Annotated in this window: 20 protein-coding genes; 2 read left to right on the top strand and 18 right to left on the bottom strand. The window is 50.3% G+C overall.

Annotated features, from left to right (window positions below; genetic code table 11):
* Window positions 1-9: 9 nt before the first annotated feature.
* The 12 genes from OSH01_RS05795 to tssJ form a co-directional block, all read right to left on the bottom strand.
* On the bottom strand, window positions 10-591 hold the full coding sequence (locus OSH01_RS05795; RefSeq protein WP_266123128.1) for a DUF3540 domain-containing protein: 582 nt from the start codon (window positions 589-591) through the stop codon (window positions 10-12).
* A 28-nt stretch (window positions 592-619) separates the two neighbouring features.
* Complete coding sequence (tssE, locus tag OSH01_RS05790; protein WP_266123127.1) at window positions 620-1,156, bottom strand: type VI secretion system baseplate subunit TssE; 537 nt, start codon at window positions 1,154-1,156, stop codon at window positions 620-622.
* Window positions 1,157-1,216: 60 nt separating this feature from the next.
* Window positions 1,217-1,702, bottom strand: coding sequence for an Hcp family type VI secretion system effector (locus OSH01_RS05785; RefSeq protein WP_266123126.1), 486 nt, complete (start codon window positions 1,700-1,702; stop codon window positions 1,217-1,219).
* Between the two features lie 100 nt (window positions 1,703-1,802).
* Entirely contained in the window at window positions 1,803-3,302 is a 1,500-nt protein-coding gene (gene tssC / locus OSH01_RS05780) for a type VI secretion system contractile sheath large subunit (protein ID WP_266123125.1), read from the bottom strand.
* A 5-nt stretch (window positions 3,303-3,307) separates the two neighbouring features.
* A complete protein-coding gene (tssB, locus tag OSH01_RS05775) occupies window positions 3,308-3,844 on the bottom strand; it encodes a type VI secretion system contractile sheath small subunit (protein ID WP_266123124.1) in 537 nt (178 codons plus the stop codon).
* A gap of 54 nt (window positions 3,845-3,898) precedes the next feature.
* Window positions 3,899-4,936: a type VI secretion system protein TssA gene (gene tssA / locus OSH01_RS05770; protein WP_266123123.1), complete on the bottom strand. Its 1,038-nt coding sequence runs from the start codon at window positions 4,934-4,936 to the stop codon at window positions 3,899-3,901.
* 84 nt (window positions 4,937-5,020) lie between these two features.
* Window positions 5,021-6,367, bottom strand: coding sequence for a hypothetical protein (locus OSH01_RS05765; RefSeq protein WP_266123122.1), 1,347 nt, complete (start codon window positions 6,365-6,367; stop codon window positions 5,021-5,023).
* 13 nt (window positions 6,368-6,380) lie between these two features.
* A complete protein-coding gene (gene tagF, locus OSH01_RS05760) occupies window positions 6,381-7,103 on the bottom strand; it encodes a type VI secretion system-associated protein TagF (protein WP_266123121.1) in 723 nt (240 codons plus the stop codon).
* 3 nt (window positions 7,104-7,106) lie between these two features.
* Window positions 7,107-10,703: a type VI secretion system membrane subunit TssM gene (tssM, locus tag OSH01_RS05755; protein ID WP_266123120.1), complete on the bottom strand. Its 3,597-nt coding sequence runs from the start codon at window positions 10,701-10,703 to the stop codon at window positions 7,107-7,109.
* On the bottom strand, window positions 10,700-11,881 hold the full coding sequence (locus OSH01_RS05750) for a DotU family type VI secretion system protein (RefSeq protein WP_266123119.1): 1,182 nt from the start codon (window positions 11,879-11,881) through the stop codon (window positions 10,700-10,702). Before OSH01_RS05750 ends, tssM begins: the two co-directional genes overlap by 4 nt.
* Window positions 11,878-13,230: a type VI secretion system baseplate subunit TssK gene (gene tssK / locus OSH01_RS05745; protein WP_266123118.1), complete on the bottom strand. Its 1,353-nt coding sequence runs from the start codon at window positions 13,228-13,230 to the stop codon at window positions 11,878-11,880. Before tssK ends, OSH01_RS05750 begins: the two co-directional genes overlap by 4 nt.
* A 33-nt stretch (window positions 13,231-13,263) precedes the next feature.
* Entirely contained in the window at window positions 13,264-13,776 is a 513-nt protein-coding gene (gene tssJ / locus OSH01_RS05740) for a type VI secretion system lipoprotein TssJ (protein ID WP_266123117.1), read from the bottom strand.
* Window positions 13,777-13,969: 193 nt separating this feature from the next.
* On the opposite strand from tssJ, the gene OSH01_RS05735 reads away from it, so the two are divergent.
* Both OSH01_RS05735 and OSH01_RS05730 read left to right on the top strand, forming a co-directional pair.
* Window positions 13,970-14,368 carry a TssQ family T6SS-associated lipoprotein gene (locus OSH01_RS05735; protein WP_266123116.1) on the top strand — a complete coding sequence of 133 codons (399 nt, stop codon included), beginning with the start codon at window positions 13,970-13,972 and terminating at the stop codon, window positions 14,366-14,368.
* Between the two features lie 10 nt (window positions 14,369-14,378).
* A complete protein-coding gene (locus tag OSH01_RS05730) occupies window positions 14,379-14,948 on the top strand; it encodes an FHA domain-containing protein (protein WP_266123115.1) in 570 nt (189 codons plus the stop codon).
* Here the strand turns inward: OSH01_RS05730 and tssH are convergent.
* The 6 genes from tssH to OSH01_RS05700 all read right to left on the bottom strand — a co-directional run bounded on the left by tssH (window position 14,879) and on the right by OSH01_RS05700 (window position 24,800).
* Window positions 14,879-17,536 (bottom strand): type VI secretion system ATPase TssH, encoded by a 2,658-nt coding sequence (tssH, locus tag OSH01_RS05725; protein WP_266123114.1) that lies wholly within the window; start codon window positions 17,534-17,536, stop codon window positions 14,879-14,881. The two genes, OSH01_RS05730 and tssH, sit on opposite strands and share 70 nt — an antisense overlap.
* A 30-nt stretch (window positions 17,537-17,566) precedes the next feature.
* Window positions 17,567-17,956 carry a DUF4150 domain-containing protein gene (locus OSH01_RS05720; protein WP_266123113.1) on the bottom strand — a complete coding sequence of 130 codons (390 nt, stop codon included), beginning with the start codon at window positions 17,954-17,956 and terminating at the stop codon, window positions 17,567-17,569.
* A gap of 12 nt (window positions 17,957-17,968) precedes the next feature.
* Window positions 17,969-19,021 carry a pentapeptide repeat-containing protein gene (locus tag OSH01_RS05715; RefSeq protein WP_266123112.1) on the bottom strand — a complete coding sequence of 351 codons (1,053 nt, stop codon included), beginning with the start codon at window positions 19,019-19,021 and terminating at the stop codon, window positions 17,969-17,971.
* Window positions 19,022-19,023: 2 nt separating this feature from the next.
* On the bottom strand, window positions 19,024-21,786 hold the full coding sequence (locus OSH01_RS05710; RefSeq protein ID WP_266123111.1) for a DUF2169 family type VI secretion system accessory protein: 2,763 nt from the start codon (window positions 21,784-21,786) through the stop codon (window positions 19,024-19,026).
* 97 nt (window positions 21,787-21,883) lie between these two features.
* Entirely contained in the window at window positions 21,884-22,390 is a 507-nt protein-coding gene (locus OSH01_RS05705) for a hypothetical protein (RefSeq protein WP_266123110.1), read from the bottom strand.
* A 58-nt stretch (window positions 22,391-22,448) separates the two neighbouring features.
* Complete coding sequence (locus tag OSH01_RS05700; protein ID WP_266123109.1) at window positions 22,449-24,800, bottom strand: type VI secretion system Vgr family protein; 2,352 nt, start codon at window positions 24,798-24,800, stop codon at window positions 22,449-22,451.
* Between the last annotated feature and the right edge of the window lie 130 nt (window positions 24,801-24,930).

Genomic DNA, 24,930 nt, shown 5'->3' with positions numbered 1-24,930 from the left:
AAGCGCTCGCTAGCCCATGTGTATCTGCTTAGCGTCAACCTTAACCAGCTCGCTAGCGGTGACTGAGGTGAACTGACTATGTAGCCGAGCTTTATGTTCGGCCTTTAAGCTATAAGTGCCTACGTGCAACTGTTCAGATTCCTTGGTGACCTTAACTGAACAACGTGCCATAGTGCGTAGACGATCCACCACATTCTCTAGGATGCGACTCAACACCTTGATGGTTTGGAGGCTAGCGTGTAGTTTCTTGCCTTGATAATGCAAATGCTCTACTTTCCAGTGCCCCTGCTCCGCCTCCAGACTAAGGCTTTGGCTATGGATAGCCAACGCACCCGATGTGCGAATACAGGCCTGCGTTGCGTCAGCCTGAGTAATGACCGCAATAATATACACGCGCTCCGTATCTGGCCCACTAATCAATACCGTATCACCCACGTTGACCTGTAAAAGACAACTCGCAGCGATGTGACAATGCCAGTCTTTGCCATCGCAATGCACCCGAACACCCTCAGTGCTCAACTGTGTGACTTCACCCAATAAATGCACGGGGTCATAATGCATAAATACTTGCTGTTGCGGTAATGCTGACATGATTATCCTTCTGTGCGTGGCACAATATTCACGAGTCGATAACCACGTCCACCTCAGGCGCTTGATGAAGCTCCTGGAGAACAATCTGACTCGTTTCCAAATCTATTTCGGTGCGAACCAACAGTTCACGCGGATAGGGCTGGGCCCATAACTGAGCCTTGATCAATAAAGCAATCACATTATGCTGCTGCAAATCGCCGGCCTCTGTTAAGCAGCGCACCTGTAAAGAATGAGGCAAAATCCGTGGTTCGAAACGCAAAATAGCGCTCTGCACTGCCCGCTCTAGCGTATGCCACTCAATGTCCGACAGCCTTTTTCCCGCCAGCGCTGCCACACCATAATTGACGCTGCTGCGTTGTACCTGGGGGTAACGCTGCAAAGACACCCCTGCCTCAAGGTTCACCGTATTTAACAACCAAGCCAAGTCACGTAAAACATGCTGCTTGGTTTGCTCAATTGTGTGACCACCTTGATTTACATCGCGTCGTTGCTCGGGCTGCTCATCTCGCAAACGATCCAGTAGTGAGGCTTGTAAAGGCTGGCGCGCCAAGAGACGTTCTGCCATATGTATTCCTTAAGAAAACGTGAGGCGCTTGCGCAGGCAAACCCCTCACGCGTTCTACCTCTAGGCCACCAGCTTATTTTGCTTGATGTCATAGCCCACAACGGACTCAGCACCTTTACCGCCCTTGTCAGTCTGCTCCCAATACTGTTGCTTCACTTTCGCGGCCTGGAAGGCATAGCTGACCTCTACGGCATCTCCGTCCTGCACACCGCTGTATTGCACGGAAGTCACCAAGACATCCTCTAAAGTAATACGGGTGTACTCCACCTGCTCGCCACCGGCTTTGCACACCGACACTTCAATTTTCCCCAGATGCTTTCCGGTTGCGCAATGCTTAAGCACAGCAGGCGTAGCACGATCAATCAGCGCCACCACGTGCAAGTCGTTAAAACTGGCTTTTCCTGTACCACCGCCACCACCTGAGGACATCGACCCTGGCTGAGTAGCACCCCAGGAAAAAGACTGAATATTGCTCCAGTCTTTATGGTTAGCGTCCTTAGCTTCACCGTTAGCCCCTTCTATCTTCATAAACATATCAACAGCCACAACATTACTCCCTTTCAATAAACACGCTGGATAAGCATGAGGTTTCCCCCACCGAAGGCTATTTGCCCCTGTACGAGACAACTAGCCTGAAAAATAAACGTTACGCTTCGTTCTGCTTTAATGAGGGCAGCTTAGACACCAATCGCAACGAGACGGTTAAGCCCTCTAACTGATAGTGCGGACGTAAGAAAAAACGCGCCGCATAATAACCTGGGTTGTCTTCAACTTCTTGCACTTGCACCTCTGCCGCCGCCAGCGGCTTGCGAGCCTTGGTTTCTTGCGATGAGTTCACCGGATCGCCATCCACATAGTTCATGATCCAGTCGTTCAACCAGCGTTCCATATCATCTCGCTCTTGAAACGATCCCACCTTGTCACGCACAATACATTTCAAATAATGCGCAAATCGGCAACAAGCAAACAAGTACGGCAAACGTGCTGCTAGCCTTGCATTAGCAGTGGCATCGGGATCGTAATACTCGGCCGGTTTTTGCAGCGACTGGGCCCCAATAAAGGCCGCAAAGTCGGAATTCTTCCTGTGCACCAACGGCATAAAACCATTTTTGGCCAACTCCGCCTCACGTCTATCGCTGATCGCGATTTCAGTCGGACATTTCATGTCTACGCCACCGTCGTCGGTAGGAAAGCTATGGGTCGGCAAGTTCATCACCGCCCCACCGGACTCTACCCCGCGTATAGACGTACACCAGCCATACTCTTTAAACGATCGATTGATATTGGCCGCCATGGCATAGGCAGAGTTGGCCCAGGTATAACGACTGTGATCGGCACCATCCGTGTTTTCTTCAAAATCAAACTCATCGACTGGATTGGTGCGCGCCCCATAAGGCAAACGCGCCAAGAATCGAGGCATGGTCAAGCCTAAGTACCGCGCATCTTCAGACTCGCGCAAACTACGCCACGCCGCATACTCGGTGTTAGTAAATATTTTGCTTAAATCACGTGGATTAGAAAGCTCTTGCCAGCTTTCCATCTGCATAACAGCGGGTGCCGCTGCAGCAATAAAGGGGCAGTGCGCGGCGGCACCAATACGGGCTATTTCGCTTAAGAGCTCTACATCGGGTGGGCTATGATCAAAGTGGTAGTCACCCACTAAGCACCCCAAAGGCTCCCCACCAAACTGTCCGTATTCAGCTTCGTATACTTGTTTAAAAATAGGGCTTTGGTCCCACGCCACACCTTTATAGCGTCTTAAGGTGCGGGCCAACTCATTTTTGCTCAGACACATCACACGTATCTTCAGCTGTTCGTCGGTTTCGGTATTGTTCACTAGATAATGCAATCCACGCCACGCCCCTTCCATACGCTGGAACTCCTCGTGATGCAATATCTGATTAATTTGCTCCGACAGCTTTTGATCGATCTCAGCAATAATGGCCTGTATCGTGACGTAGGCATCCCCACTGCTTTGCACCGCTTGGCTCAATGCCTGCTCTGCCAAAGTATGTACGGCATGCTTGACTGCCGCCCTAGCCTGCTCGGTTTTTGGCTTAAATTCTTTTTGTAATAATTGACTGAGTTCATCATCGGCCAATTCGGTTTTCAAAGCCACGGCCGACTGTTTTTGCGTACTCAACATAATCTTTACCCTTCTTGTTTTTGACTGGTTTCGTCCTGCGAGTCCACCGACGAAGGTGCCGCCTGACTAGCTAGGCTGCGCAATAAGGCCGGATCTTGCAAAAGCTGCTGGATCAATTCCTCGGCGCCGGTTTTACCGTCCATATAAGTTAATAAGTTAGCCAACTGTGTACGCGCCGCTAATAAGGCACTAAGAGGCTCAACTTTCTCTGCGATGCGGGCAGGGCTAAAATCGTCCATGCTGTCAAACTGCAGATCCACCTGCAGCGTGCCTTCTCCGGTAAGCGTATTAGGCGTTTGAAACGCCACCCGCGGAGCGATGGCTTTCACACGTTCGTCGAAATTGTCGATATCAATTTCCATAAATCGCCGCTCGCCCACGGGCTCTTGTTCGACTTTAGATTTACCCGCTAAATCAGCCATCACGGCCATCACAAAAGGCAGTTGCACGGTGCGCTCGGCGCCATAGACCTCGACGTCATACTCAATCTGTACCCGAGGCGCACGATTGCGAGCGATAAATTTTTGTCCACTGTTGCTCATTGTTGACTCCTAATTGGTGAGATGTTTATCTGTTAACTGAGCCTGCCTTGGGTGCTAACTACTCTTAGGCATCCACATAGCAAATTGATCGACACCTGAAGGCATCAGATTTTCTAAAATTTCGGGAAAGCTCATGGGTACGGTTTCTTGCACACGCTTAATTAAATAAGGTGCTGGATGGCTAGGCTCATGCGTCTCGAAGTAACTGCATACTTTCTCTAGCATTAATAGGGCATCGGCGCGGTTATGCACCACCACAGCGCGCCAATCTGGTTCCGTTAGCAAAGGCTCAACTAACAGGCCAGTTTCCACTGGTGGCGTTGCCCCAAAAGCCGGCTGCTGGTTCTGGGATAAACTGGGCTCTGGCACCACGGCAGACGTATGATAAAAGCGTGTAAACGTGGCCAGAAGCTGCAGTAAAGGCGCCAAGTCAGGCATCCACTCTGCACCTACTTGCTGTTGCAGCAACTCGCGCAACTGCTCCACGCGCTGCTCTATCCTTACTACCACCGCCGCTGCCGACGTGCTATCTTGTTGAGCCTGCTTAAGCAGTTCCTGCAAACGCAAACGCCCGCCAGGAAACAGGCCATCTTTGCCTTGCTCAATCACTTGCTCGGCGTCGCGCAAAGTCAGCACATGATGCTGATCCTGCCATAACACCTGCTGACGCAAGGCTTTCACAATGCCTTGAAAGTCTAGAAAGGCAACCACGGCATTCATGCGTGGAAACGGGTCAACCTCGCCGTCTTGCCAAAGCGGCGGATAAACCTGCTCCCAATGCTCTTGAAACCAGTACAGCATCAGCTCCAAGCCCTGCAGATAGGACGCCAAGCCATGTGTTTCCAGCCTGGCCCATGTGTAGAGCAACGCAACACGCAAATCCATGGTCTCGTGCAAAAGCTCTTCTGCTTGCTTGGCCACCCACCCCCAATCGGGAGCCTGAGCCGCAATAATGGTGTCCCCGAACTGCTGCTCAGGCTTTTCTACCGCCGCTTGCTGGAGCGCCAAAAAGCGCGGATCATATTCTAGGTTGCTCACTCCGCGAGTGAACTCAGCCTGCGCACCTAATGCTTCAAGATTAAGATATTTCATAAACAAAATTCTAGGTAGTAAATATGAAGCCTATATGGCGCTGATTTGACGTCTGCAAGACGGATTCATAGTGTTGTGTAAAGCTCAGAATTTATGACTGATTGTTAAGGCTTGCCCTGCTTTAACTTCTATCTTTTCCTCATGCACGGGCAGGTCACCATTGCGCACTTGAATACGGTAGGAACCAGGCTTAAGGTTCAAGCTGCGTAATGGCGGACTAGCACCGTGGCGCCTCCCGTTCACATACACATCACCCCAAGGCTGAATGCGCAGGCTTACGCTTACGGCTTGCTTAGAAACCGGCTTAGCGCCTGCCGAGTCGGCACGAGCCGGTGGCGTAACAAGCACTGTGGCCACCTCCTGGGCCGGGCTCACGACTACAGCAGTAGTCTCTGTGGAAGAACCCTGAGACTGCTCCGATGCCATTACGCGTAAATCGTCCGCCTCACTATCTGCCGGTTCTGAGGCACTCGCCAAAAGCGGCTCGTCACGCAGCGCTAAAGGCGTGGGCTCGGTAAACACCAACTCTTGCGGTTCAGATAAAACCGATACGGCAGCATTCGGCGAATCGCCAGCGAGTTCCCAGTCATCGGATACTGACGGCTTCTCCAACGCGGCTGGCTGTACCGGCGCTGCCTTGCTTGGCGATGTAGATAGGGGCTCACTGGGGTGTGTTGGTGGGGCCATCACAGCCTGTACACTTTGCTTATCCCCTAAGCCATCCTTAAAGGTATAAAACAGCAAGCCAGTTATGCCTATAGCCAAGACCAACAATAATGAACCTACCGCCCAAGGACCCACGTGACGTTTAGCGGACACCATCGGAGCAACAGGCTCTATCACTTGCTGCGTGGTGGCTATCGCTGCCGCACTACGTCTGCCAGACACCAATGCTGCCTCGGTGGCCGAGGCCACAGGCAAACCCAAATACATCCATAGTTCTTGAATACTACTGAGACGAAACTGGGGATCTAACTCGGTCGCTAAATCTATCGCCCGTAAAAATCGTGGTTGGTAATCGCCGTTACTCACGCTGCTAACCGCCCCACTGGGTTGCAGCCAGCGGGCACTCGCCGGGGGCAAAAAATGCTTGCTGATGAGACCGCGCAATAGGCTTGCTAGACCGTAAACATCCGCGGCGGCACCAATCGGCCATGCAGGATCTTGAGCTAACACTTCAAAAGCCTGTAGACAGGAATCAGAGCGCGCAGGCGCGTCAAGCAAATAAATATGCCCTTGATCTACAAAAATATTTTGCGTATCCCATTGGAGGTAGTGGCGTCCTGCTTGATGCAACGTGATCAACGCCTGCCCCAGCTCCTCAATCAGACGCATCAGTTCTGTTTGATTGACCGGCTGTAACCAAAAAGCAGACTCCAGTAAGGGAGTCCAACCCGCTTGTGCTTGATCTACGATGTAAGATTTACGCATAACGACACGACGCTCACAGACTGAATAAACGATTAAACAAAATAGAAGACAAACTGCCTGCATGTGTTAACGCTCGATGTGCTGCTCCACAGGCTCGATTGGTCCACCAATAACTGTGCGTGCCATACGGATGAAACACCTGCTCTAAGTCAGGCCAGCTCAAGGTCTCATTAGGCAAGCTCGCTAGAGGCGCCTGGCTATGACCCGCATTGAGAATATCGAGTATGTCGTGTGCACGAACTGGCACCGCTGCCTCTTGATGCAACAAGGGGGCTAGGCTGCTTAGGCGATCACCTAACTCCGCTTCAAACTGCGGCACCGAGCAACGCAACTGTGTGGCCTGCCGTAATAGCTGCCCCACACTTGACAAGTACCGATGGGAGCCCGCTAACATCTGCTTGTTATAGGACTGCGCAGGCAGGGCCAAAACAATCAGCAAGGGATACAAGCGCCCCACCCTATCCTGACTGGGTGCGATCGCTCCCAACTGCCAGGTTTGCCCATCGGGGCTAAGACTAGCGGGTATCACAAAATTCCAGATCGGTGCTTGCAAATACTGCGTTGACCAAGCAAGACCGGTATTGTTTTTTAAACTCAGGCAACTATGGCTAATCCATGTATGCCAAAATTGAATAAGTTGCCGATCTACGCGCCTGTGGACAAAGTCGCCTGCAGAGCTCAGCTTGCCATACCAGCCTAGGCCTGCGTATAACTGATCAATCGTTAAGGGGGCCATAACTTAACCTTTGACGGGACACGTGAAACTGCGCAACTGCGCCAGATTGAAAGGACTCAGTGCCGAGTACGAGCGAAACTCTAGGGTTAGCTGACGGCCATCTAAGTCATAACGGGCAAGGGTAATTTCCGGCGACGGGCCTTTTTCCAGCGCGACCGCCGCATCTAAAAGCCTATGCAATGCCCACGGTCCCTGAGCACTCATCGAAGAGCGCCCTTGCAAAGGCATCAAACTCAGTTGCACTTGATGACTTCCCCGTTCACTGGGCCATGTCACGGTACTGGTCAGACTAGGGCCATGGGCATACGTCAGCGTTTGCCCATCAATATCGAGACTCATTTGATTGATACTGGCATCCATGTCAACCACGCGCACCGCCAACTGAAAGCGCGGCTGACTTTGACCTGCCATAAAAAACACATCACGAATCACCGCCGCCTGTTCGAACGAACGCAAATACCGGCTACTTTGTCCTTGCCGTCCATCGATTCCCGGCTTAAAACGCAGTTGCGTGCCAGAACGATCCACCAATGCCGCCAGCTCTCGGTCAAAGAACTGTTCCATCATCTGCTGCGGACCAAAAAAACGCGCAAAATCATTCGGGGCAACATCATGTCCTTTGGCGGAGAAAGGATAACGACCCGCAATGGTGCGTTGACAATATGCCCCCAGTACGGCTTGCACATCCTCACCTAACTGAGCCTGCCTTAATTGATTCACGACCTGACCGGACGCGGAAGAGAGGTCTTGCAGCATATGACCTACGGCCTCAGGCATACGCCCCGACTCGGCTTGCAATTTACTCAACACATCCCCCGGTGGCAAAGGGCTTTGACTACGCAAAGCAGAGTCAGCTGCCGTCAAATAGGTATAGAGCTCATTGAGTAGAGCCAAGGTGCTGTCCAAAGGAGGAGCTACCCCTGCACCCGGACTTTGCGCCAATTCGTGGTAGCGCCTAAAGTGGCGATCCACGACCTCTTCTTGACGCTGTGCACTGGTATCGTCTCGTTGGCTCTTATCCAAACCAATGGGGCCAAACATTTGCTCAAGGCTTTGCGTAGAGCTGCTGACTTTATCCTTTGCCCTGTCGATAATTGAGCGCTGTTGTTGGTCATCCTCACGCAATAAGCTCGTTTCTGCTGCCACGCGCCGAACAAAACGCCCTAAGGGGGACTGCGCCGCAGAAAGGCTTCTGCTTAACTCAATCGCATCAATTAAATTCTGTGGACGACGTACCCGGACATCAGCTAAAAATTCATCCCAATAACGCACATAGTCACTCAAATACAAACGTCTAACTTCTGTTAACACGCTCGCCCTTGGCTGTTGGGTACGCTGATCAACATTCAATATCCACGCGTCGTCACGATGTAACTGATCGGTCACCCCTTCGACTTGCTTGGCAAAATCATTCCAATACCCCTGATAGGAATACAGACTCGGCACGCCCTCGTTAAGTGGCCCCTGACTCACACGTTCAAATATGCTGCTGGCCTCCGCGCCGGCCAAAGCGATCAGACTAATATCTTTAGCGGCCTGATTCGTATGCAAACGCAAAAGACGGCTGTAGACCCGCTGTGCCAACCCATACTGATCTAAACGTTCCCGCGCTTGTTGAATTAACTCGTCATTACGCGCGTAGGGAGAGCGCCGCACCTGCGTCGAGAGTAAATGTTTCACGTGCATACTTAAACGCTGATACTGAGCCCGCGTGTAATGCTCGGGCAGGTCTGGCTGTAAAGCGCGTAAAACCCAACCACTTAAAAACACCGGGTCATAACGCTGCGCATCGTAAAGCATTAAGTAAGCGCGCAGGGCCTCGTATTGCTGTTCTAGGTCTTGAGCCTGGGCGTGGGCTAAACGTTGCTCAATCAGGCGCACCACCTGCGGCCACAACTGCTCTTGCAACACCTGTTCATACTTACTGCTGCTGGCTGCCTGAATTTTATTGCCCTGATACAAGCCTGCCCCATAACTCAACGGACGTTCAGGCGGATAAAAATCGTCGCCTGCAGCCAAATCCCAATTGGCATTTAAATACGGCATCAATGCCAATACCTCTGTCCCCTCGCGTAGTACCGTTTGCTTGCCTAACTGATCCAACTCTGGCACACGCGCTTCGACCTGCTCTAGGTAGTGCTGATTTTGCTGATAACTGAGTAACCACCACGAGCTCAGCCCCACCAACAGGGCGCCAATGCCTAGGTACGAGGCGTAGCGCCAGTGTCTATAGCGGCGTTCCCAGGCCATATTTAAACCAGCCAAACCCGCCTCTTGAAACACCACACGCTTGAGCACATCATGCAAAAAGAAGCTTTTTCCTGGGCCACTGCTAGACGGACTGACGGCAGCATCTAAGTGCAAATCCTTACCCACTGCCCGCCCCACCGGGTCCAAGGGCTCGCCGACCTGTGTACCACTGCTGAAATACACCCCTCGTGGGGGCAAGTAAGGATCTAACCGAGAGCTAGCAAAGACCTCGGCTAAAAAATAACCTAACACATCACGTAAGGCCGCGAACTGCTGAGGCAGCATGAATGCAGCGGCGCGATCCTGCTCACTGCTCAATTGGCCTAAAACCGTCGCTAAGCCATCTTCCAGAATCTGCTGTAACAGACGATATTCCTGCTGAAAATTCGATAAAAAATCGAACTCCAACTGCTGGCTCTGATCATAGGGAAAACTGAACCCCCACACCTGTTCTAAAGCTTCTCGATCTAAATGCTGAAAATAGCTGCTAAACCCACCCAGCAAATCCATCTTGCTCACCAGCACATACACCGGAAACTGTATTCCTAACTGTTTCCTCAGCTCATGCAGACGTTGACGCAATACCGCTGCATGTTCTGCACGGTCAGTGTCATTCATCCCCAGCAAGTCAGACACGCTGACGGTTAAAATGACGCCGTTGATAGGTTGGCGCCCACGATAACGGCTTAACAATTGCAGGAATTCGTGCCACTCTTTTTCATCACCTCGTGGATCACTTTCATGGGTGGTGTAACGACCGGCAGTGTCTAATAGCACCGCCTCATCAGTGAACCACCAATCGCAATGGCGCGTGCCACCCACCCCTTTCAGGGCAGACTTGCCAAACTTTTCAGCTAACGGAAAATGTAAGCCAGCATTCACTAAGGCTGTCGTCTTACCTGAGCCAGGAGCTCCGATAAACACATACCACGGTAATTGGTATAAATACTGGCGATCCAATCGCCTACGCCAACGATGTGCCCCCTGATCGGCTTGAAAGCGCGTATCTTTCAATAAATCAATGGCCTCATCAAAGCGCTTACGGAGCTCCAACGCCTCCGGGCTATCAACGCTGCTATCCTTAGAGCTAGGTGCAGTGGGCTGACGCAACTGACGCAACAGTTGGGCGTTTAACCGACCTTCTCGCCATTTACGCCAAATCAGACGTAAAAAATAAACCCCTAAAATGAAAGCAATTAAAGCGAGACGAGACGTTGGCGTCTCAAGCGGATACCACTGGTTAATGGCAAGCGCGGCACCGGCTACCCAAATGACATAGCACAGAGCGAGCAAACCTAAAAATATCCATACACCGCGGCTGAGTACAACTCCTAACAGACGACCCATCATGGCTGTTTCCCCGAATCCGCAGCAAGCAACAACACCACCTCAACTCGACGGTTACGCGCACGATTAGCGGGGCTATCATTCGGTGCAATCGGATCAGCCTCCCCCTTGCCCTGCGCCCTTAAACGGCCGCCGTCTTGTAGCCGCTGTTGCAAGATGCCTTTGACCGCATCTGCCCGTGCTTGAGAAAGCTCCCAGTTGGAAGGAAAGCGTAAGGTTTTAATAGGTACGTTATCGCTATAACCAGTAATTAGAATGACCCCATCGGTGGCATCTAAGGCATCTGCCACCCGACTTAATACAGGCACATACGCTCCTCGCAACGCGTCCGAGCCCGACTCAAACAGGCCATCACCACGCAGCACAATCACGCTACGATCGGACTCATCACGCACGGTTAATAAATTTTCCGCAATTTCTGCCGCTAAAAAATGGCTTAAACGCTGAGTTTGGGGCGCCGCTTGGGGATTGGGTGGCGCACTGGCGGCAAGCTCAATCTGAGGAGCTCGGCTCGCTAGAATGCGCGGGAATAGCTGATCGGAGCGTGAGCCCAATGACCAACTTAACGAGACATAAAGCGCTAACGCTAACGCACCAGCCAGCGCGCCTAGCGCCCATAAAGGCACTGGAAAACGCTTTAGTTGCTGCTGAACAGGTTGATCTTGCCAGTGGGGTGACAACCGACTGGGTAACGCTGGCGATACCCGCTGCAAGTTATGCAGCAAACCCTGCTTCACCGTTTGCAGTTGAGTACGGCCGTTATCCACGACCCGATAACGCCCTTCGAAACCCAGCGCCAGGCAGTAATACAACAACAGCAAGAGCTCGCGGTAAGTCGCCGGATTCTGACTTAAGCGCGCTAATAAATGAAAGAATTTCTCTCCGCCCCACGTCTCATTGTGAAACGTGACTAACAGGCTATTGGTAGACCAAGCACCATTGCCACCCCATGAGGTCAACGCGGCGGCCTCATCCAAGACGGTACATAAGCAATACCGCGCTCCAAGAATAGTCTCGGTATTCACGCCCGCCTGCTGTGCCCGCAACTCGAACTGACGCACCTCATCAATGAGACGCAATCGAAGCTGAGACGGATCAGGGTGATGACGACTATAGCGAATTTGCACCACCAAGTTTAATAAGGGAGCCGCGGCTGCCAATAAGGGTTCCGAGGCGCTCATACACCCACCTGCTCTGACGACTGCTTCACGGCCCAACACTCTATTTCCAACCCTGGGAAATCACCCGCCAGGTGTACCGCCAACGCCGACGTTCTCTGTAACTGCTGCCACATCTCGCCGTGCTGAGCGAGCGAGAAATACACATAACCACTATGTAAAGGTAATTCGCGCGGTACATGACTCATGCTATTGACAGCCACTCCGGGCAACTGCAAATGCACGAGATCCCGTATTTTGTCTACTCCTGCCACTTTCACCTGTGCCGGAAAGTACTGCCGCAGTTGTGCCTCGGGCACCTCTGCTTTCACTGCCAATATCCACTTGGCATGCTGGAGCAAACGTTGATCATTAATTTGTCCTACGTAAACACCTTGTCCCTTATCCTGCAACTCAATGCGTACCGCCAACTGCTCTAACAAAGTATTCAACGCAAGTCGTAAGCCCTCTAGCAAAGGCGCAAAGCTGCGTTGCAAATCATCATGTACATATTCGGGCCGCACTGTCGCCAAGCGCCTAGCTTCACTAAACGTACTCATGCTGCCCAATAATTCAAGCAAAAATAAGTAGCACTCTTGCGGATGTAAGCGCTTCAGTTGCAGCATGCCCCAACAGCGATTACGGTACGCATTCAGACTTTGCAAGGCCATGAGCTCAGCCATGTCCCCAGTCATAAAACGTCCCAACTGTTGTAAGCGATTGGCCAACAGCTCACTGCGGGCCTGCAACATGCCATACACCTCGTGCAACACACCTCGTAATACTGGGCATACCTGATAATGCAGCACAGGAGTCATGTACTCTGTATCAAGGCGTACCTCATCGGTTGAGCCGTTGACGTCCTTTAAACGCAAGAACGGCAGCCCCACCCAATCAGCGTCCATTTGGCTCTCCAGCAACAAGCTCCAACGCACTTGCCCCAGTTGCACCAAGGCCAGCTCATTTTGCGGGTCGCTGCGATCTAACAGTTCTTTTTCCACTACGCGATACGGCGCTTGGCTATGCGCAGACTCATCGAATACCAGCTCGCAATGGTCAGTACGCAAACGCGGCCTAGCCAAATAAACTCGCTGCGCCGCAATCGGAGCTCGCACTCGCAAAGGAGTGGGAAGCTCATCCCCCACACAGCTAAACACCACCCCATCGGGGAGTACTCCCTGAGCCTGGACCAACTGCACAAAACCTAACGCCAAGGCTGCCTGATCAAGCTCCAAGACACTAAAACCCCAATAAGGCAAGGAAGCCATTTGTGGGTTCATCTGTGTTTGAGAAAGCAAATGCTGTTCGAAGTACTGAAAGTGCTGAGGGCGTAAAAACATACCCTCTGTCCAGATGATTTTGGGAGAAATCATAATTTTTTCACTGTATACGCTAACAAGAAAACCTTAAGGCTCAGAGATCACATCTAAACCGTGCTCATTGACGGAAATACCGAGTACGGCTTGGCGCGGAGAAAATTGCCAAAACTTATAGATATTTGTGCTACGAGCCGCAGGTAAAGGAATCAACAAGCGCCAATTTGCGTGATCTAAATCACGATATGCCGCCACCACGCCCAGGTAACGTGCTTCGATATGGCCTGCAGATGAAAATTGCTCTTGCCCCTCAGGCGGCACCATTAAGGTTTCTTTGGCTAGTAGCTGGTCGCCCAAGTACTGCTCAGCCTGCTGTAAGGCAAAATAATCAGCCTGTTGAAACTTTTCCTGAGCCCGCAACTGGTACACCGTGACTTGTACAGGCGTAGCATGTCCCTGAGTATTCGGGTTTTGCTCCGCGGTACCCTGAAAGCGCACCTGATACGGAACAGCCAGCTTATTTTCAGTCGCCGCGCAACTACTTAACACCAGCGCGGTCATCAGCATTGCTGCGATGCTGCCAGCAGATGTTCTTACGCGCATAAGCGACACTCTTTGATAGCTACATTAATACACATTACTGTCATTGTTTTTTTGTAGGATGCTTATAGCAATCCCTCGTGAAGTATTGGTTTAAACATTTCGCAATGCCATTATCAATACCCTTCATTACAGTGATATGTCCCCAAAAACTCTTACATCTGTATCTAAAAACTTACATTTTCGGCTAATTTACATGGGTTTTTTTGTTGCTACCCTTGCAGCATGTGCCCATAAAAAGCCTCAACCAGAACCCGAGCCAGCACCCCGCTATAGCGCGGCAGAACAGGCTCTGCTGGCCCAACTACGTAATGATTATGAGCAAGGGAATTACGAAGAAATTGTGCGCTCGCTGGAGAATAACCAGTTGTTACAACAGGGCGGAGAGGCTTTCCAAACCCAGGCTTATCGTTATCAAGCGTTTAGTTATTGTTCACTCGAGCAGGCTCCAGCATGCAGAAACAGCTTTCGGGCCTTACTGCAAATTGACCCCGGGCATAGCTTAAGTCCAGCCGAATACACACACCCTATTTGGGGCCCCATCTTCGCCGAAGAAAGTTTGAAAGTACGTTCAAGCCAGATTCGCATTCGATAGGAAGGTAATTATGCAACTAGTCATAGAGCGCAAAGATGACCAAACCATAATAATGCGTCATCCCTTACCAGAGCCTGGTTTGCTACTAGGCGCTCACCCATTAAGCGACATACAGCTTGAGCAAGACTTAACACTCGCCAACTTTCAAATGGTGGTGCGGCGTAGTGCCCAAGAGGTCTCTTGCCTTACCTTAAGTGAACACAATCCCGTGGTATTAGATGGGCAGCCCCTTCGCGTAAAGCAGGAGCTGAGCTGGCCATCCGGCCACATCATTGAGGTCGGCACATATCGCTGCTACTGGGAGCCCCTTACAGAAAGCGAAAAAGCTCCGCACTTAGCGGAGCTTGATCTGCCCATGCCAGCCTCTAATCAGACGTCGCTGGAAGACCCCTTCAGTGATCTCATTAGCAGCCCTGGAACCTTGCCGATAGGTGCTGACCCTGAGCAGCTTGGTCAGCACCCTTTCGAACCTGCCTCAAACGCCAACCGGAACCCCGCCAACCCACTGGCTCAGTGGCAAGACAGCTCCCCTCCGGACAATGGGGCTTCCATCTCCGCGTGGTTAACAAAGTCCCAGTAGAACTCACCCTGCCGAGCGCTGACCACAATATGAGTATGCTCTGTGTGCTGTAAGTTTCTAGCTAACAAATACTCGGTCAGCGGCGGCAAAATGTACCGTTGCAACATAGTTTCAATCAGTCTTGCACCTGACTCTTGATACTTGCAATACTGCAATAACAAGCTAAGAGCAGAGTCCTCTAGAACCAGCTCAAGCTCATACTGAGCCTTTACCCTTGCTGCTAAAGCAGCCCAACGTAAACGCGCCACCTGCTCTAGACCTGATCGATCTAAAGCAAAGTAAGGTAAGACAGTCATGCGACCGAGCAAGGCGGGTGGAAAAACGCTCAACAAACTTGGACGCAACCACTCCACCACTTCATCCCCAGCGGGCCGCTCGGGCGACTGCGCCAATTCATGGAATAGCTCTGTGCCAACGTTAGAAGTCAGCAAGATCACCGTATGTCGAAAATCAATTCGCTGCCCTTCGCCGTCCTCCATCCAGCCTTTATCAAACACTTGAAAAAACAGCTCGTGTACATCAGGATGCGCCTTTTCAATTTCGTCTAACAACACAACACTGTGTGGTCTACGGCGTACCGCTTCAGTTAGACGTCCACCCTCACCATAGCCCACGTAGCCTGGGGGCGACCCCTTTAATCCTGAAACACTATGCGCCTCTTGAAATTCACTCATATTGATCAGAATAATATTATGCTCGCCCCCATATAGGCGTTCGGCCAGAGCCAAGGCTGTTTCAGTTTTTCCTACCCCACTGGGCCCGCATAATAAAAATACGCCAATAGGTTTCTCGGGATCCAGCAAGCGCGCCCGAGAGCTTTGTATGCGCTGAGCAATTTGCGCTAATGCATAATCTTGTTGAATAACCCGTTGCCCCAGCGTCTGAGCCAATTCGCTGATTTGGTCCAGCTCGTCTGACTGCATGCTCCCTACAGGTATCCCTGTCCATTCGGCAACAATCGAGGCAACCACTGCCGTATCCACCACACTAAATACCAATGGCTGCTGTGCACACAAGCACTCCACAGCTTGCAATAAGGCCTGTAGCTCACCCTCAAGTTCCTCTCTACCCATATCCTCTAGGGACATGGATAGCAGCCGCTGCTGGCAGGCGATAATTTGCTGTATAAGGTGACGCTCTTGCTCCCAACGCTGCTGCCATTGCTCACACTGCTGCTCTGCCTGAATGAGCTGATCACCTACCGTTTGCAGGCGTGACTCATTAGCTCGACCTATACGTTGTTCGGCCAATAACAATTCAAGCTCGCTAGCTAGGTAGTCGCGTTGTCGTTGGCTATGCTCCAATTGAGCAGGGGGACTGTGCTGACTGATCGCCACGCGTGCACAAGCAGTATCCAGCAAGGCTACGGCCTTATCGGGTAACTGCCGCGTCGCCATATAGCGATGCGACAACTTAACGGCGCTGGCAATAGCCTCATCCAATATCAACACCTGATGATGAGCGGCCAAATGACGCGCCACACCGCGCAACATATTTTGCGCTTGCTCTACACTGGGTTCTGCCACCTGCACTAGCTCAAAGCGACGGGTTAAAGCAGGATCTGGCTCTATGTATTTTTTATACTCACGCCACGTAGTCGCCCCAATAGTACGGAACTGCCCACGCGCTAAAGCCGGCTTCAGTAAATTCGCTGCATCGGCGGCGCCAGGCGTATTACCTGCCCCCACTAAGGTGTGGATTTCGTCAATAAATAAAACGATCGGTACCGGGCTTTGGGCCACTTCCTCAAGCAGGCTCACTAAACGCTGCTCGAACTCGCCCTTCATGCTTGCGCCTGCTTGCAGCAAGCCAAGGTCCAAGCGATACAACTGCACATCTTGCAAGGCGGCAGGCACCTGACCCAAGGCTAAACGCTGGGCCAAGCCTTCCACGACGGCTGTTTTTCCTACGCCCGCCTCACCCGTCAAAAGTGGGTTATTTTGCCGCCGGCGCAATAAAACATCACATAAACGACGTATTTCATCCTCGCGACCCACCACCGGGTCTAGCTCTCCTGCCTGAGCACGAGCGGTCAAGTTGTCGCAATATTGCGCCAGTGCCCCGCCCGTAGTGGCGGGAGCCTGTGAACTTAGCAAGCTTGATGCTTGCTGCTCTATCGATGATGACAAGCCATGCACAGCCACTGCCGCTAAGGACTCAGCATTTAAGGTGCCAAACTGCGTTGATATTCCCCGTAATTGCTGCTGTAAGGCGGGATGACTAAGCGCACAAATCAATAAGCTCGCCCCTCGTATTACTGGTTCGCCTAAGGTTAAAGAGCTATATACCCAAGCACTTTCTACCCATTGATCCACGTAAATGGATAAATCTGAAATAGCACTGGCTCCCCTAGGCAAGGCATCAAGCGCCCGTAATATATCCCGCTGCAGCTCCCCTCGGTCTACACCTTGCTCTTGCAGCAAAAGCGCCCAGTCTGCCTGAGGGTTCTCCAACAGCTGATGTATCCAATGCACCATCTCGACATAGGCATGGCCACGCAATTTACAAAATGCCGTCGCCGCTTGTAGTGCCTGATAACACGGGGCGTTAAGCTTAGAAAATAATTCCGCACGATTTAATACCGACATGATCGACCAGTCAACGTAAATATAAACAGGTTAAGGAGCTAAAACTAATACTTTGAGCTGACTTGGAACAATACGCATACCGACGGTATTGATCGCATTTTGTGTATTAATAGACGTAAGACGTGTCGTGGGAGCAAAACGATTCAAACACGTAAAAGCCCCCGTACGGGGAGACGATGGCCCCATCACCGTATGAGAAATAACGCCAGTGGCAATTCCAGGATTATCACCATTGGTGATAGGAGTAATCGTCATTAAATTATGCACTGGGGCAAAGCAATGCAAAATATTAAAGCAGACCGGAATGGCGGTCGGCCCCAGCGCTATATCAGGATAAGGAATAGGTACCAAAGCAGGGGGTGTCAAACAGACATCTGGAAAACCTAAATCCATACCCATCATTTGTGTATTACTGAACATAAAGCATCCTTCTCATAGAAATTGCTGACTCCAAAGCTCAGCTTCGTAAAGTTCTTGATCTTGAGCCAACACCTGCGGATGATGCTTGACCGCTGACGCATCCATGACCGCGGCATGAAACTTAGTGCGTGAAAAGTGCGCTTGGTCAAAATCGGCACCCAGCAGGACAGCGTAGGAAAAATCTGCTTCCTGTAGACGCGCTTGGATGAAGGTAGCGGTAGGCGCTACCGCATAATGGAACACAGCCTGATACAGTTGTGCCTGATCCCACTTCACCCCATTGGCCTGACAACGTAACCAAAGGGTATGCGCGAGCCGAGCACCGATAAAACTCGCCTTTTCAAGCATGGCTTGGGGAAATAAACATAAATCTGCTTCAGCCCCATCAAAAGAGGCTTCTGCCAACTGGCAGCCCTTAAAACTGGACTGCTGTAGGTGTGCATGGGCTAAACGTATGCCGCTCATGGCGCAATCAATAAACTGGCTATGCGGTAAAGACATACCCTGCCAGTTCAGTTTGCTTAAATCACACTCAAGAAACACCGTCTTTTCAGCGCTCACCGTCGTCCATATGACTTGACGCAGGTCAACACGAAAAAAAGTGAACTCAGACAAAAAGATATCTATAAATTGAGCCTGATTTAAGCAGGTTTGATACAACACCACCTGCTCCACAACACTGCGTTTAAAACATGCTGCCGTCAAATCCGTACCGTGAACCACCGTATGAGTTAAGTTGCAATCAGTAAGCTGTAATCCAGGCGCACTCCCGTTTAACCAGCTACTATGAGTCAGATCGCAAGCAATAAAACAAGCCCTTTCAAGATGGCAATCACTCCACGTGGTTTCCTTTAGCTGGCACTCCTGCCATAACACATCAATAAAACGGCACGCGAAAAAGCGTGTTTCGTCCAAGTTCACAGCTTCAAAATGACAGCGCTCAAACACCACCTGATCAAAACTCATAGCGGCTAAGTCATGCCCAGTAAAATGCAAACCGAACAGCGTTTGATCGTTAATCCCTTCGCCATATTGCGCCAAATCCACTACTTCTGTTAATTGCATGATTAGCGGCCTGTTTTGCGCTGAGGATAAATATTGGCTTGTTTTAGATACGCGTCATGTAAGGCGGTGCTGTCATCTAGGTGAGCCAAGCCCAAGTGGCTACGAAATAAATTAGCCTGCTTCAAGTTGGTATGCCGTAAGTCAGCGGCGGTAAAAATAGCATCGATAAACTGTCCTTGCGACAAATCGGTATGCGTCAACACCGCTGACGTAAAGTTAGCTCCTCGTGCCTGCACCCTAGATAGCTGAGCTCCGCTTAGCTCACACCGACTAAAATCGCACATGCTCACATCGCTATCGATAAAAGCCAACTCACGCAAGTTCATTTCGCGGAAAAAACACTGATACAAATGGCTCCTACGAAACCGACTGTCTTCTACCGTATTCTGATAATTCAATGCGCAGTTTTCCCATCTACTTTGCTCCCACAGCACATCGCTCCAAGAACCTAGTAAAAAACCGCTACCCTCGAGGTGGCATTGATGAAACTCCGTGTGCTGCCAGCGACACGACTGCCAGGTCAACTTATTCATCGTCATGCCCTCGAAGCGACAATCGTTCAGCATGACGTGATCGAACGAACACATAGACATCGAGCCGCCACACCAACGTGAATCTGACCACGTTTGCGTCTCAAGCATGAGCTCATGAAAATCACAATCCGCCCAATACGCGCCTTGCATAGACAGCTTTTCCCAGTCTGTTTGCTTAAAAACGCAGCGCGTAAACGAACTGTTGTTCAACTGAGTTAACGCAAGATTAGTATGCTCAAAATGACAATCGACAAACTGTGCATCCGCCAAATCAGCTCGCGCCAGTACGGCTCTATCAAAACGACAACGTTCAAAAATCGCACCGTGCAACACCACGTTTTCCATCCAGATATCGCTCAGATCTGCATCGCACACCTGCAAACCAGATAGGTCAGCACCACTCATGTCTAAATACTGGCAACTTTTCCCTTGTGTCAGTTGCGCTACTAAGCGCTGTTTACGTGCTTGGCTTTGCGCCGCGTTCAAACGATCAACCGGCCTTTGTTGCTGAGCCGAATGCAGATACATTTGGGCTTGTAAGGCATCCAGACGTTGCATGGGCTGGCCTTGTTGATCGTCCTGCAAGAACTCTTGCTGCAATGCTTGCTGCCACCCCTCTAGGGGCTCCGGCACACTATCTGCCTGCGCCAGAGCAGCAAGAATCTCTAACTGCTTGGCCTCGGGAAGCTGCCCCTTAGCCATTGCAGCAAGCAAGCCCGGCTTATCCTGCTCTAACACTCCGGTGATAGGCATAAACAGGTCAAACTGTGTCCGCACCGGCTTAGGCGGACCTTGTTCATCAAGCATGGCGCTTGCATGTTCCGCTTGGGCGAAAACCTCGCTAGGTAAGGCGCTAAACTCCTCGCCCCCCTCAAACTGTCCAAATTCGGTATGAACAGCGTCCATCTCTTGCAATACAACACCTTGCTGATGCTGCACATCACCTTGCATCCAACCGGACTCTTGCTCCTCCCACTCTTGGTGAGTAGGCGGGCCAACCAGCTCGAAAGGATAGTCATTAGCGTTGAAATTGGCGGCCCCCAGCTGTTCTTCAAGCTGCTGCAACGCATGGGCTCGGCTAGCCAACATTTTTCGCCAGCTAGGCGTGGAGTACAAATCAGGAACATCCAAACTCAATGCCCCCAGCAAATGCGCAGCCATCAACTGTTGATCCGCATCCATCAACAATCCGCCTTGTTCGGGGTCTAACCTTTGTTCCATCACCGAAAAATAATAATCGGCAGGTTTAGCACTCTCCTGGCCACATTCAAGCGCCGGCATCAGTACCCGTATATCAGCGGCATCGTGTTCTCGAACCGCCGTATTGCCATGAAATATCAACACAACACGCTCTTGATGGGGCAAGAACCACGCCGTACTCGCCCGTAAGGCAAGCTCCTCGTCTAAGGGTGCCGTGGAATGATCACGGCGCAGAAAACACCGTGCGCGCCAATTCGGCAAACGCCCCCGCCAGCAGGCATGCTCAGGATGCATATTCCAAAACGCAAATTCTGCCCCTAGCGGCACCTGCTCGCGTCCACACCAATGTTGATCGGGCTGCGCGACATTAAATAACAAGGGATTCATATCTGGAAAAAAACCTGGGAAATCGTATTTTTTCCATTTTTCAGAATAAGTACCCAAGTACTGATGCCGTTGTGGCCACTGAATATTCATGGGCCCAAAACCCGTTAACTGTGGCGCCTGAGTACGACGCTGCATACGTTGCTGTAGCCCCTCAACATTGGGCAGTGGCCATATACTTTGGCCCTTATCAAGTGGTCCGTGCCCTTTACCGTGGGGATTAAAAGCGTACTCCGGCCCACCAAAACTTCGCGCCCAGTTTAAGTCCATGATGTCGAACGGTTGGGCTTGACTAGCATGATGTTCATCAAGCCAATAGCGGTCGCCAAACACAAGGAGTTCTTTGCTGAGCTCGCCCACCTGAGCGCGAACAGCCAGTTGTGTTTTATCTGCACTATGATGGGTATAAGCACGCCCCGCGACTAAGAACTCGGGCACTTGTTTAGGCAACACGAGATCCAGCACACCATCACAATCCATTTCTGGTAAACACTCGCGCCATAAATTCATATCCGGCATCGCGCGGGCGGTATCACCCGATAAATCTGCTAGGACAATCACCGCCACACAAAGATAATGTTCGCCATGCCAACGATAAGGTCGGTAAAGCAAAGACTGCCTTAAAGGCTTAATAACCTTAATAGTCATAACGCAGCAACAGCAACATTTCCCCGACTCCCCATGGGTAAACAGCGTAGTTCTCTAGCATGCTTGGCCTCTCTTTTTCTTTTAAAAAACATCACCTTTAGTCAACCCCCACCTCACCGCAAGGCAGTGTATCGATTAAAAAAACATTATCTTTACGGGGGTCTTTCCAAACCACAACACACTTATTCGGCAACAACTTATCTGCCCACTCATATAAACCTAAAGCGCTGGCTTTTATTATTTTATCGTTCTGCTTATACTCAAAATCGACCTCAACAACGTCATCATCAAGTGCGCGTATACCGGTTTCCTTTGCCGCCAAAACTATCACTTTTTGCGGCACTCCTCCGACTTCTTGTATCTTTCTTATCATTTTATTCTGCATACAAAAAGGCCTATCTTTTATACCGCTTTTCACCATTGGATAACCAATTGCCATCATAATGAATAAAATCACAAAAAAAGATAATTGGTGATTTTCTGGTATTCCCAAAATTAAATAAGGTGAGCTGGAGGCCAGCAAAATGGTATACCAGAGTATAGCTGGTAGAAAACAAAACCAACCATCCAATTTACTCACCTTTCTTTTCTCAATGGCAACCATTTAATATCCATTTAAATAATCAATTCTTCTACCTGTAAGCTTATCAACACCTGTAGACTCAAGAAAAAATTATCAACACATTCGTCCTGCTTTCCAAAGCACCCACTTTTTTATTAATCCCGCTCATTTCTTTCTTCAATCCTTCTTTCTCGTTTTTTATGCCCGATACCTCAGACTGCAATGCGCTCAAATCCTTTCCCAAGGCCTTCACCTTATCTTCTTTCAATACTATCTTTTTCTTACTCCAGTTTAATTCGTAGTTAGATTTTGCATAATCCAATTTATGTCGAACGTACTTTCCTTCTGCACCGATCATTTGGCCGACAAAACCCATGGTATTAACCTGTGCCCCAACCACGTTGGTCACTAATCCAAAAAAATTACTTCTTCCTATGCTCTTTTTAATCGTATATTTGCTAAACTCTTCCCATAGGCTTTGGTAATTCTCGGTGCGCTTGCCTACGTAATTCACTATTTCATTGCCACCATACGTGACGTTGTAGTCATCTTTATAATGAACTGTGGTTACCCCATCGACGGTAATCTTCAAATTATTTTGATACTCGTAATTCGCTAAATCCTCTTTCGTACTGGTGTACTCCCCTTTAAAACGCTCCTGCAACGTAGTTAAATAGGTATGTTCAGCGTCAGCATGCACATCAAGTTTGTGTTGATCTAAATAGGTTTGCGTCACTTTCTGCTTAATGGTTTCGTCTAAGGTACCGTTCACCTTAAGCTCAAGATTGCCTTCTACGGTAATTTGCTCATTTCCTTGAATATCTATGGTGCTATTGCCGCCTACCTCTAGCCCTCTGTCTTGACCCACCTGAATCTTCTGCTCCTCGCCCACTGTCAGGTAGTGATTACCATCGATCTCAACATGCGCATCCACTTCCACACTTTGGAGTAAATTTCGCTCCGCATGCAAATGCACGCTTTCCGCTCCCTGAGCATCATCAAAAAGCAAAAAATTAGCGTTTGCAGCACTACCACCGCCAAACGAGCGACTAATAAAACCGGATTGCGTGGGCGAAGGCTGAAAGGCGGGAGCTTGCCTATCGTTATAAACTCTACCTGTTACTATCGGCCTGTCTGGGTTGCCCCCGATAAAATCAACAATGACCTCCTGACCAATACGAGGCGCCATCACCGAACCAAATCCGGCCCCCGCAGAATCATTTGAGACCCGTATCCAACAAGAAGAGTTTTCATCAGCGCGCCCATAACGATCCCACCGGAACAGCAGCTTGATACGCTGATACTCATCGGTATAGACCTCTTGTCCAGACGGGCCCGTGACAACCGCTGTTTGAGGCCCTTTAGTTTTAGGGCGTGGCGTTAACATAGGCGGGCGAAATGGCAGAGCAGCAGGCTGAGCAACAAACTCAAGGCGGTAGCTTCCGACGCCGTCACCTGAGAAATAGCCAGACTCGTTCAGAAAATAACGCACCTCCAGCAGTAGATAATCCTGTAAATCTGCCGTACGCGGACTATCACTTAAGGTGAAGGTGTAACCAGGAGCAAGAGCTCGGGTATTGGCGACTCCTTCAATACGCTGAGCAACGGATTGTGCCCCTTCCATACGAACGCGAGCATAATGCTCACCGTGGTCCGCTTGGATATACCCTGCTTGCCAGTCAAACACTTCTCGGTTGGCTTGCTGGATAGTCGTGGGAACCCGCCGCTGATGACGCAAACTGGCGGCGGACTTTTTAAAATCATAATCATCCAATACATATTCAACATCTGACAACTGCGTATCATGGCGCCACTGGGTAATGCTGGGTACATCACTTAACACATTATCATCACTGGGAAAGTAAGGAATACTGGCTTGCCAAGGTAAAACAAAATGACTGCTAGGGTCATCGCACAAAATTAAGGTGTGCCCTTGCTCACTATGCTCGAAGTAATAATAAATACCTTCTTGCTCCATCAAGCGATGAATAAAATTCAAATCACTTTCTTCATACTGCACGCAATAGTCGTAAGCCGTGTACTCGGCGCTCAGGCGTTTCTCGTAGTGATAGCCTGGATACGAGCCAAGCACCTCGTCTAGAATATCCACCACATTCATGTTCTGATAAATACGGCAATCTTGATTACGGCCCAAATACCATAACCAAGGTCGCAGGTACGCACGATACAGCGTTAAGCGACGCCCCCCTGTTTCCTGCCCTACATAAGAGAAACCCACAACCTCACCGTTCAAGTAACGCACTTGCCACGCGTCTACCTGGATAGCCAAGGTCATGCTCTGTCCTAGTATTTCGGCGGGCTGAAGATTACTGTTGCTGCTCAGCAAATCTAGCTCAAAATTAAATAGCGTAGACAAGCCTTCACTACCGTGCAGGTGTTTAAATAGCAGTTCTTGATCAGAGTTTGTGTGTACGCTAACTATACGGCTCATAGGAGTCTCCACTTTAGTCATAAAAATTCTAGGAATTCACTATGACAACTGGGTTAATTAGGACGTAACAATTGTCTACGAACAGGTAAGAAACACGCCACTAACTCACCCTGCCAAGCGTAAAGTTAAG

It is taken from the genome of Alcaligenes endophyticus, assembly GCF_026344035.1.
Taxonomy (GTDB): Bacteria; Pseudomonadota; Gammaproteobacteria; order Burkholderiales; family Burkholderiaceae_B; genus Alcaligenes; species Alcaligenes endophyticus.
This window is presented reverse-complemented; position numbering and strand designations above follow the sequence as displayed.

Coding starts and splice junctions, on each gene's coding strand:
- OSH01_RS05795 (WP_266123128.1), bottom strand. CDS start 591: ATGTCAGCATTACCGCAACAGCAAGTATTTATGCATTATGACCCCGTG.
- tssE (WP_266123127.1), bottom strand. CDS start 1,156: ATGGCAGAACGTCTCTTGGCGCGCCAGCCTTTACAAGCCTCACTACTG.
- tssC (WP_266123125.1), bottom strand. CDS start 3,302: ATGTTGAGTACGCAAAAACAGTCGGCCGTGGCTTTGAAAACCGAATTG.
- tssB (WP_266123124.1), bottom strand. CDS start 3,844: ATGAGCAACAGTGGACAAAAATTTATCGCTCGCAATCGTGCGCCTCGG.
- tssA (WP_266123123.1), bottom strand. CDS start 4,936: ATGAAATATCTTAATCTTGAAGCATTAGGTGCGCAGGCTGAGTTCACT.
- OSH01_RS05765 (WP_266123122.1), bottom strand. CDS start 6,367: ATGCGTAAATCTTACATCGTAGATCAAGCACAAGCGGGTTGGACTCCC.
- tagF (WP_266123121.1), bottom strand. CDS start 7,103: ATGGCCCCCTTAACGATTGATCAGTTATACGCAGGCCTAGGCTGGTAT.
- tssM (WP_266123120.1), bottom strand. CDS start 10,703: ATGATGGGTCGTCTGTTAGGAGTTGTACTCAGCCGCGGTGTATGGATA.
- OSH01_RS05750 (WP_266123119.1), bottom strand. CDS start 11,881: ATGAGCGCCTCGGAACCCTTATTGGCAGCCGCGGCTCCCTTATTAAAC.
- tssK (WP_266123118.1), bottom strand. CDS start 13,230: ATGATTTCTCCCAAAATCATCTGGACAGAGGGTATGTTTTTACGCCCT.
- tssJ (WP_266123117.1), bottom strand. CDS start 13,776: ATGCGCGTAAGAACATCTGCTGGCAGCATCGCAGCAATGCTGATGACC.
- OSH01_RS05735 (WP_266123116.1), top strand. CDS start 13,970: ATGGGTTTTTTTGTTGCTACCCTTGCAGCATGTGCCCATAAAAAGCCT.
- OSH01_RS05730 (WP_266123115.1), top strand. CDS start 14,379: ATGCAACTAGTCATAGAGCGCAAAGATGACCAAACCATAATAATGCGT.
- tssH (WP_266123114.1), bottom strand. CDS start 17,536: ATGTCGGTATTAAATCGTGCGGAATTATTTTCTAAGCTTAACGCCCCG.
- OSH01_RS05720 (WP_266123113.1), bottom strand. CDS start 17,956: ATGTTCAGTAATACACAAATGATGGGTATGGATTTAGGTTTTCCAGAT.
- OSH01_RS05715 (WP_266123112.1), bottom strand. CDS start 19,021: ATGCAATTAACAGAAGTAGTGGATTTGGCGCAATATGGCGAAGGGATT.
- OSH01_RS05710 (WP_266123111.1), bottom strand. CDS start 21,786: ATGACTATTAAGGTTATTAAGCCTTTAAGGCAGTCTTTGCTTTACCGA.
- OSH01_RS05705 (WP_266123110.1), bottom strand. CDS start 22,390: ATGGTTGCCATTGAGAAAAGAAAGGTGAGTAAATTGGATGGTTGGTTT.
- OSH01_RS05700 (WP_266123109.1), bottom strand. CDS start 24,800: ATGAGCCGTATAGTTAGCGTACACACAAACTCTGATCAAGAACTGCTA.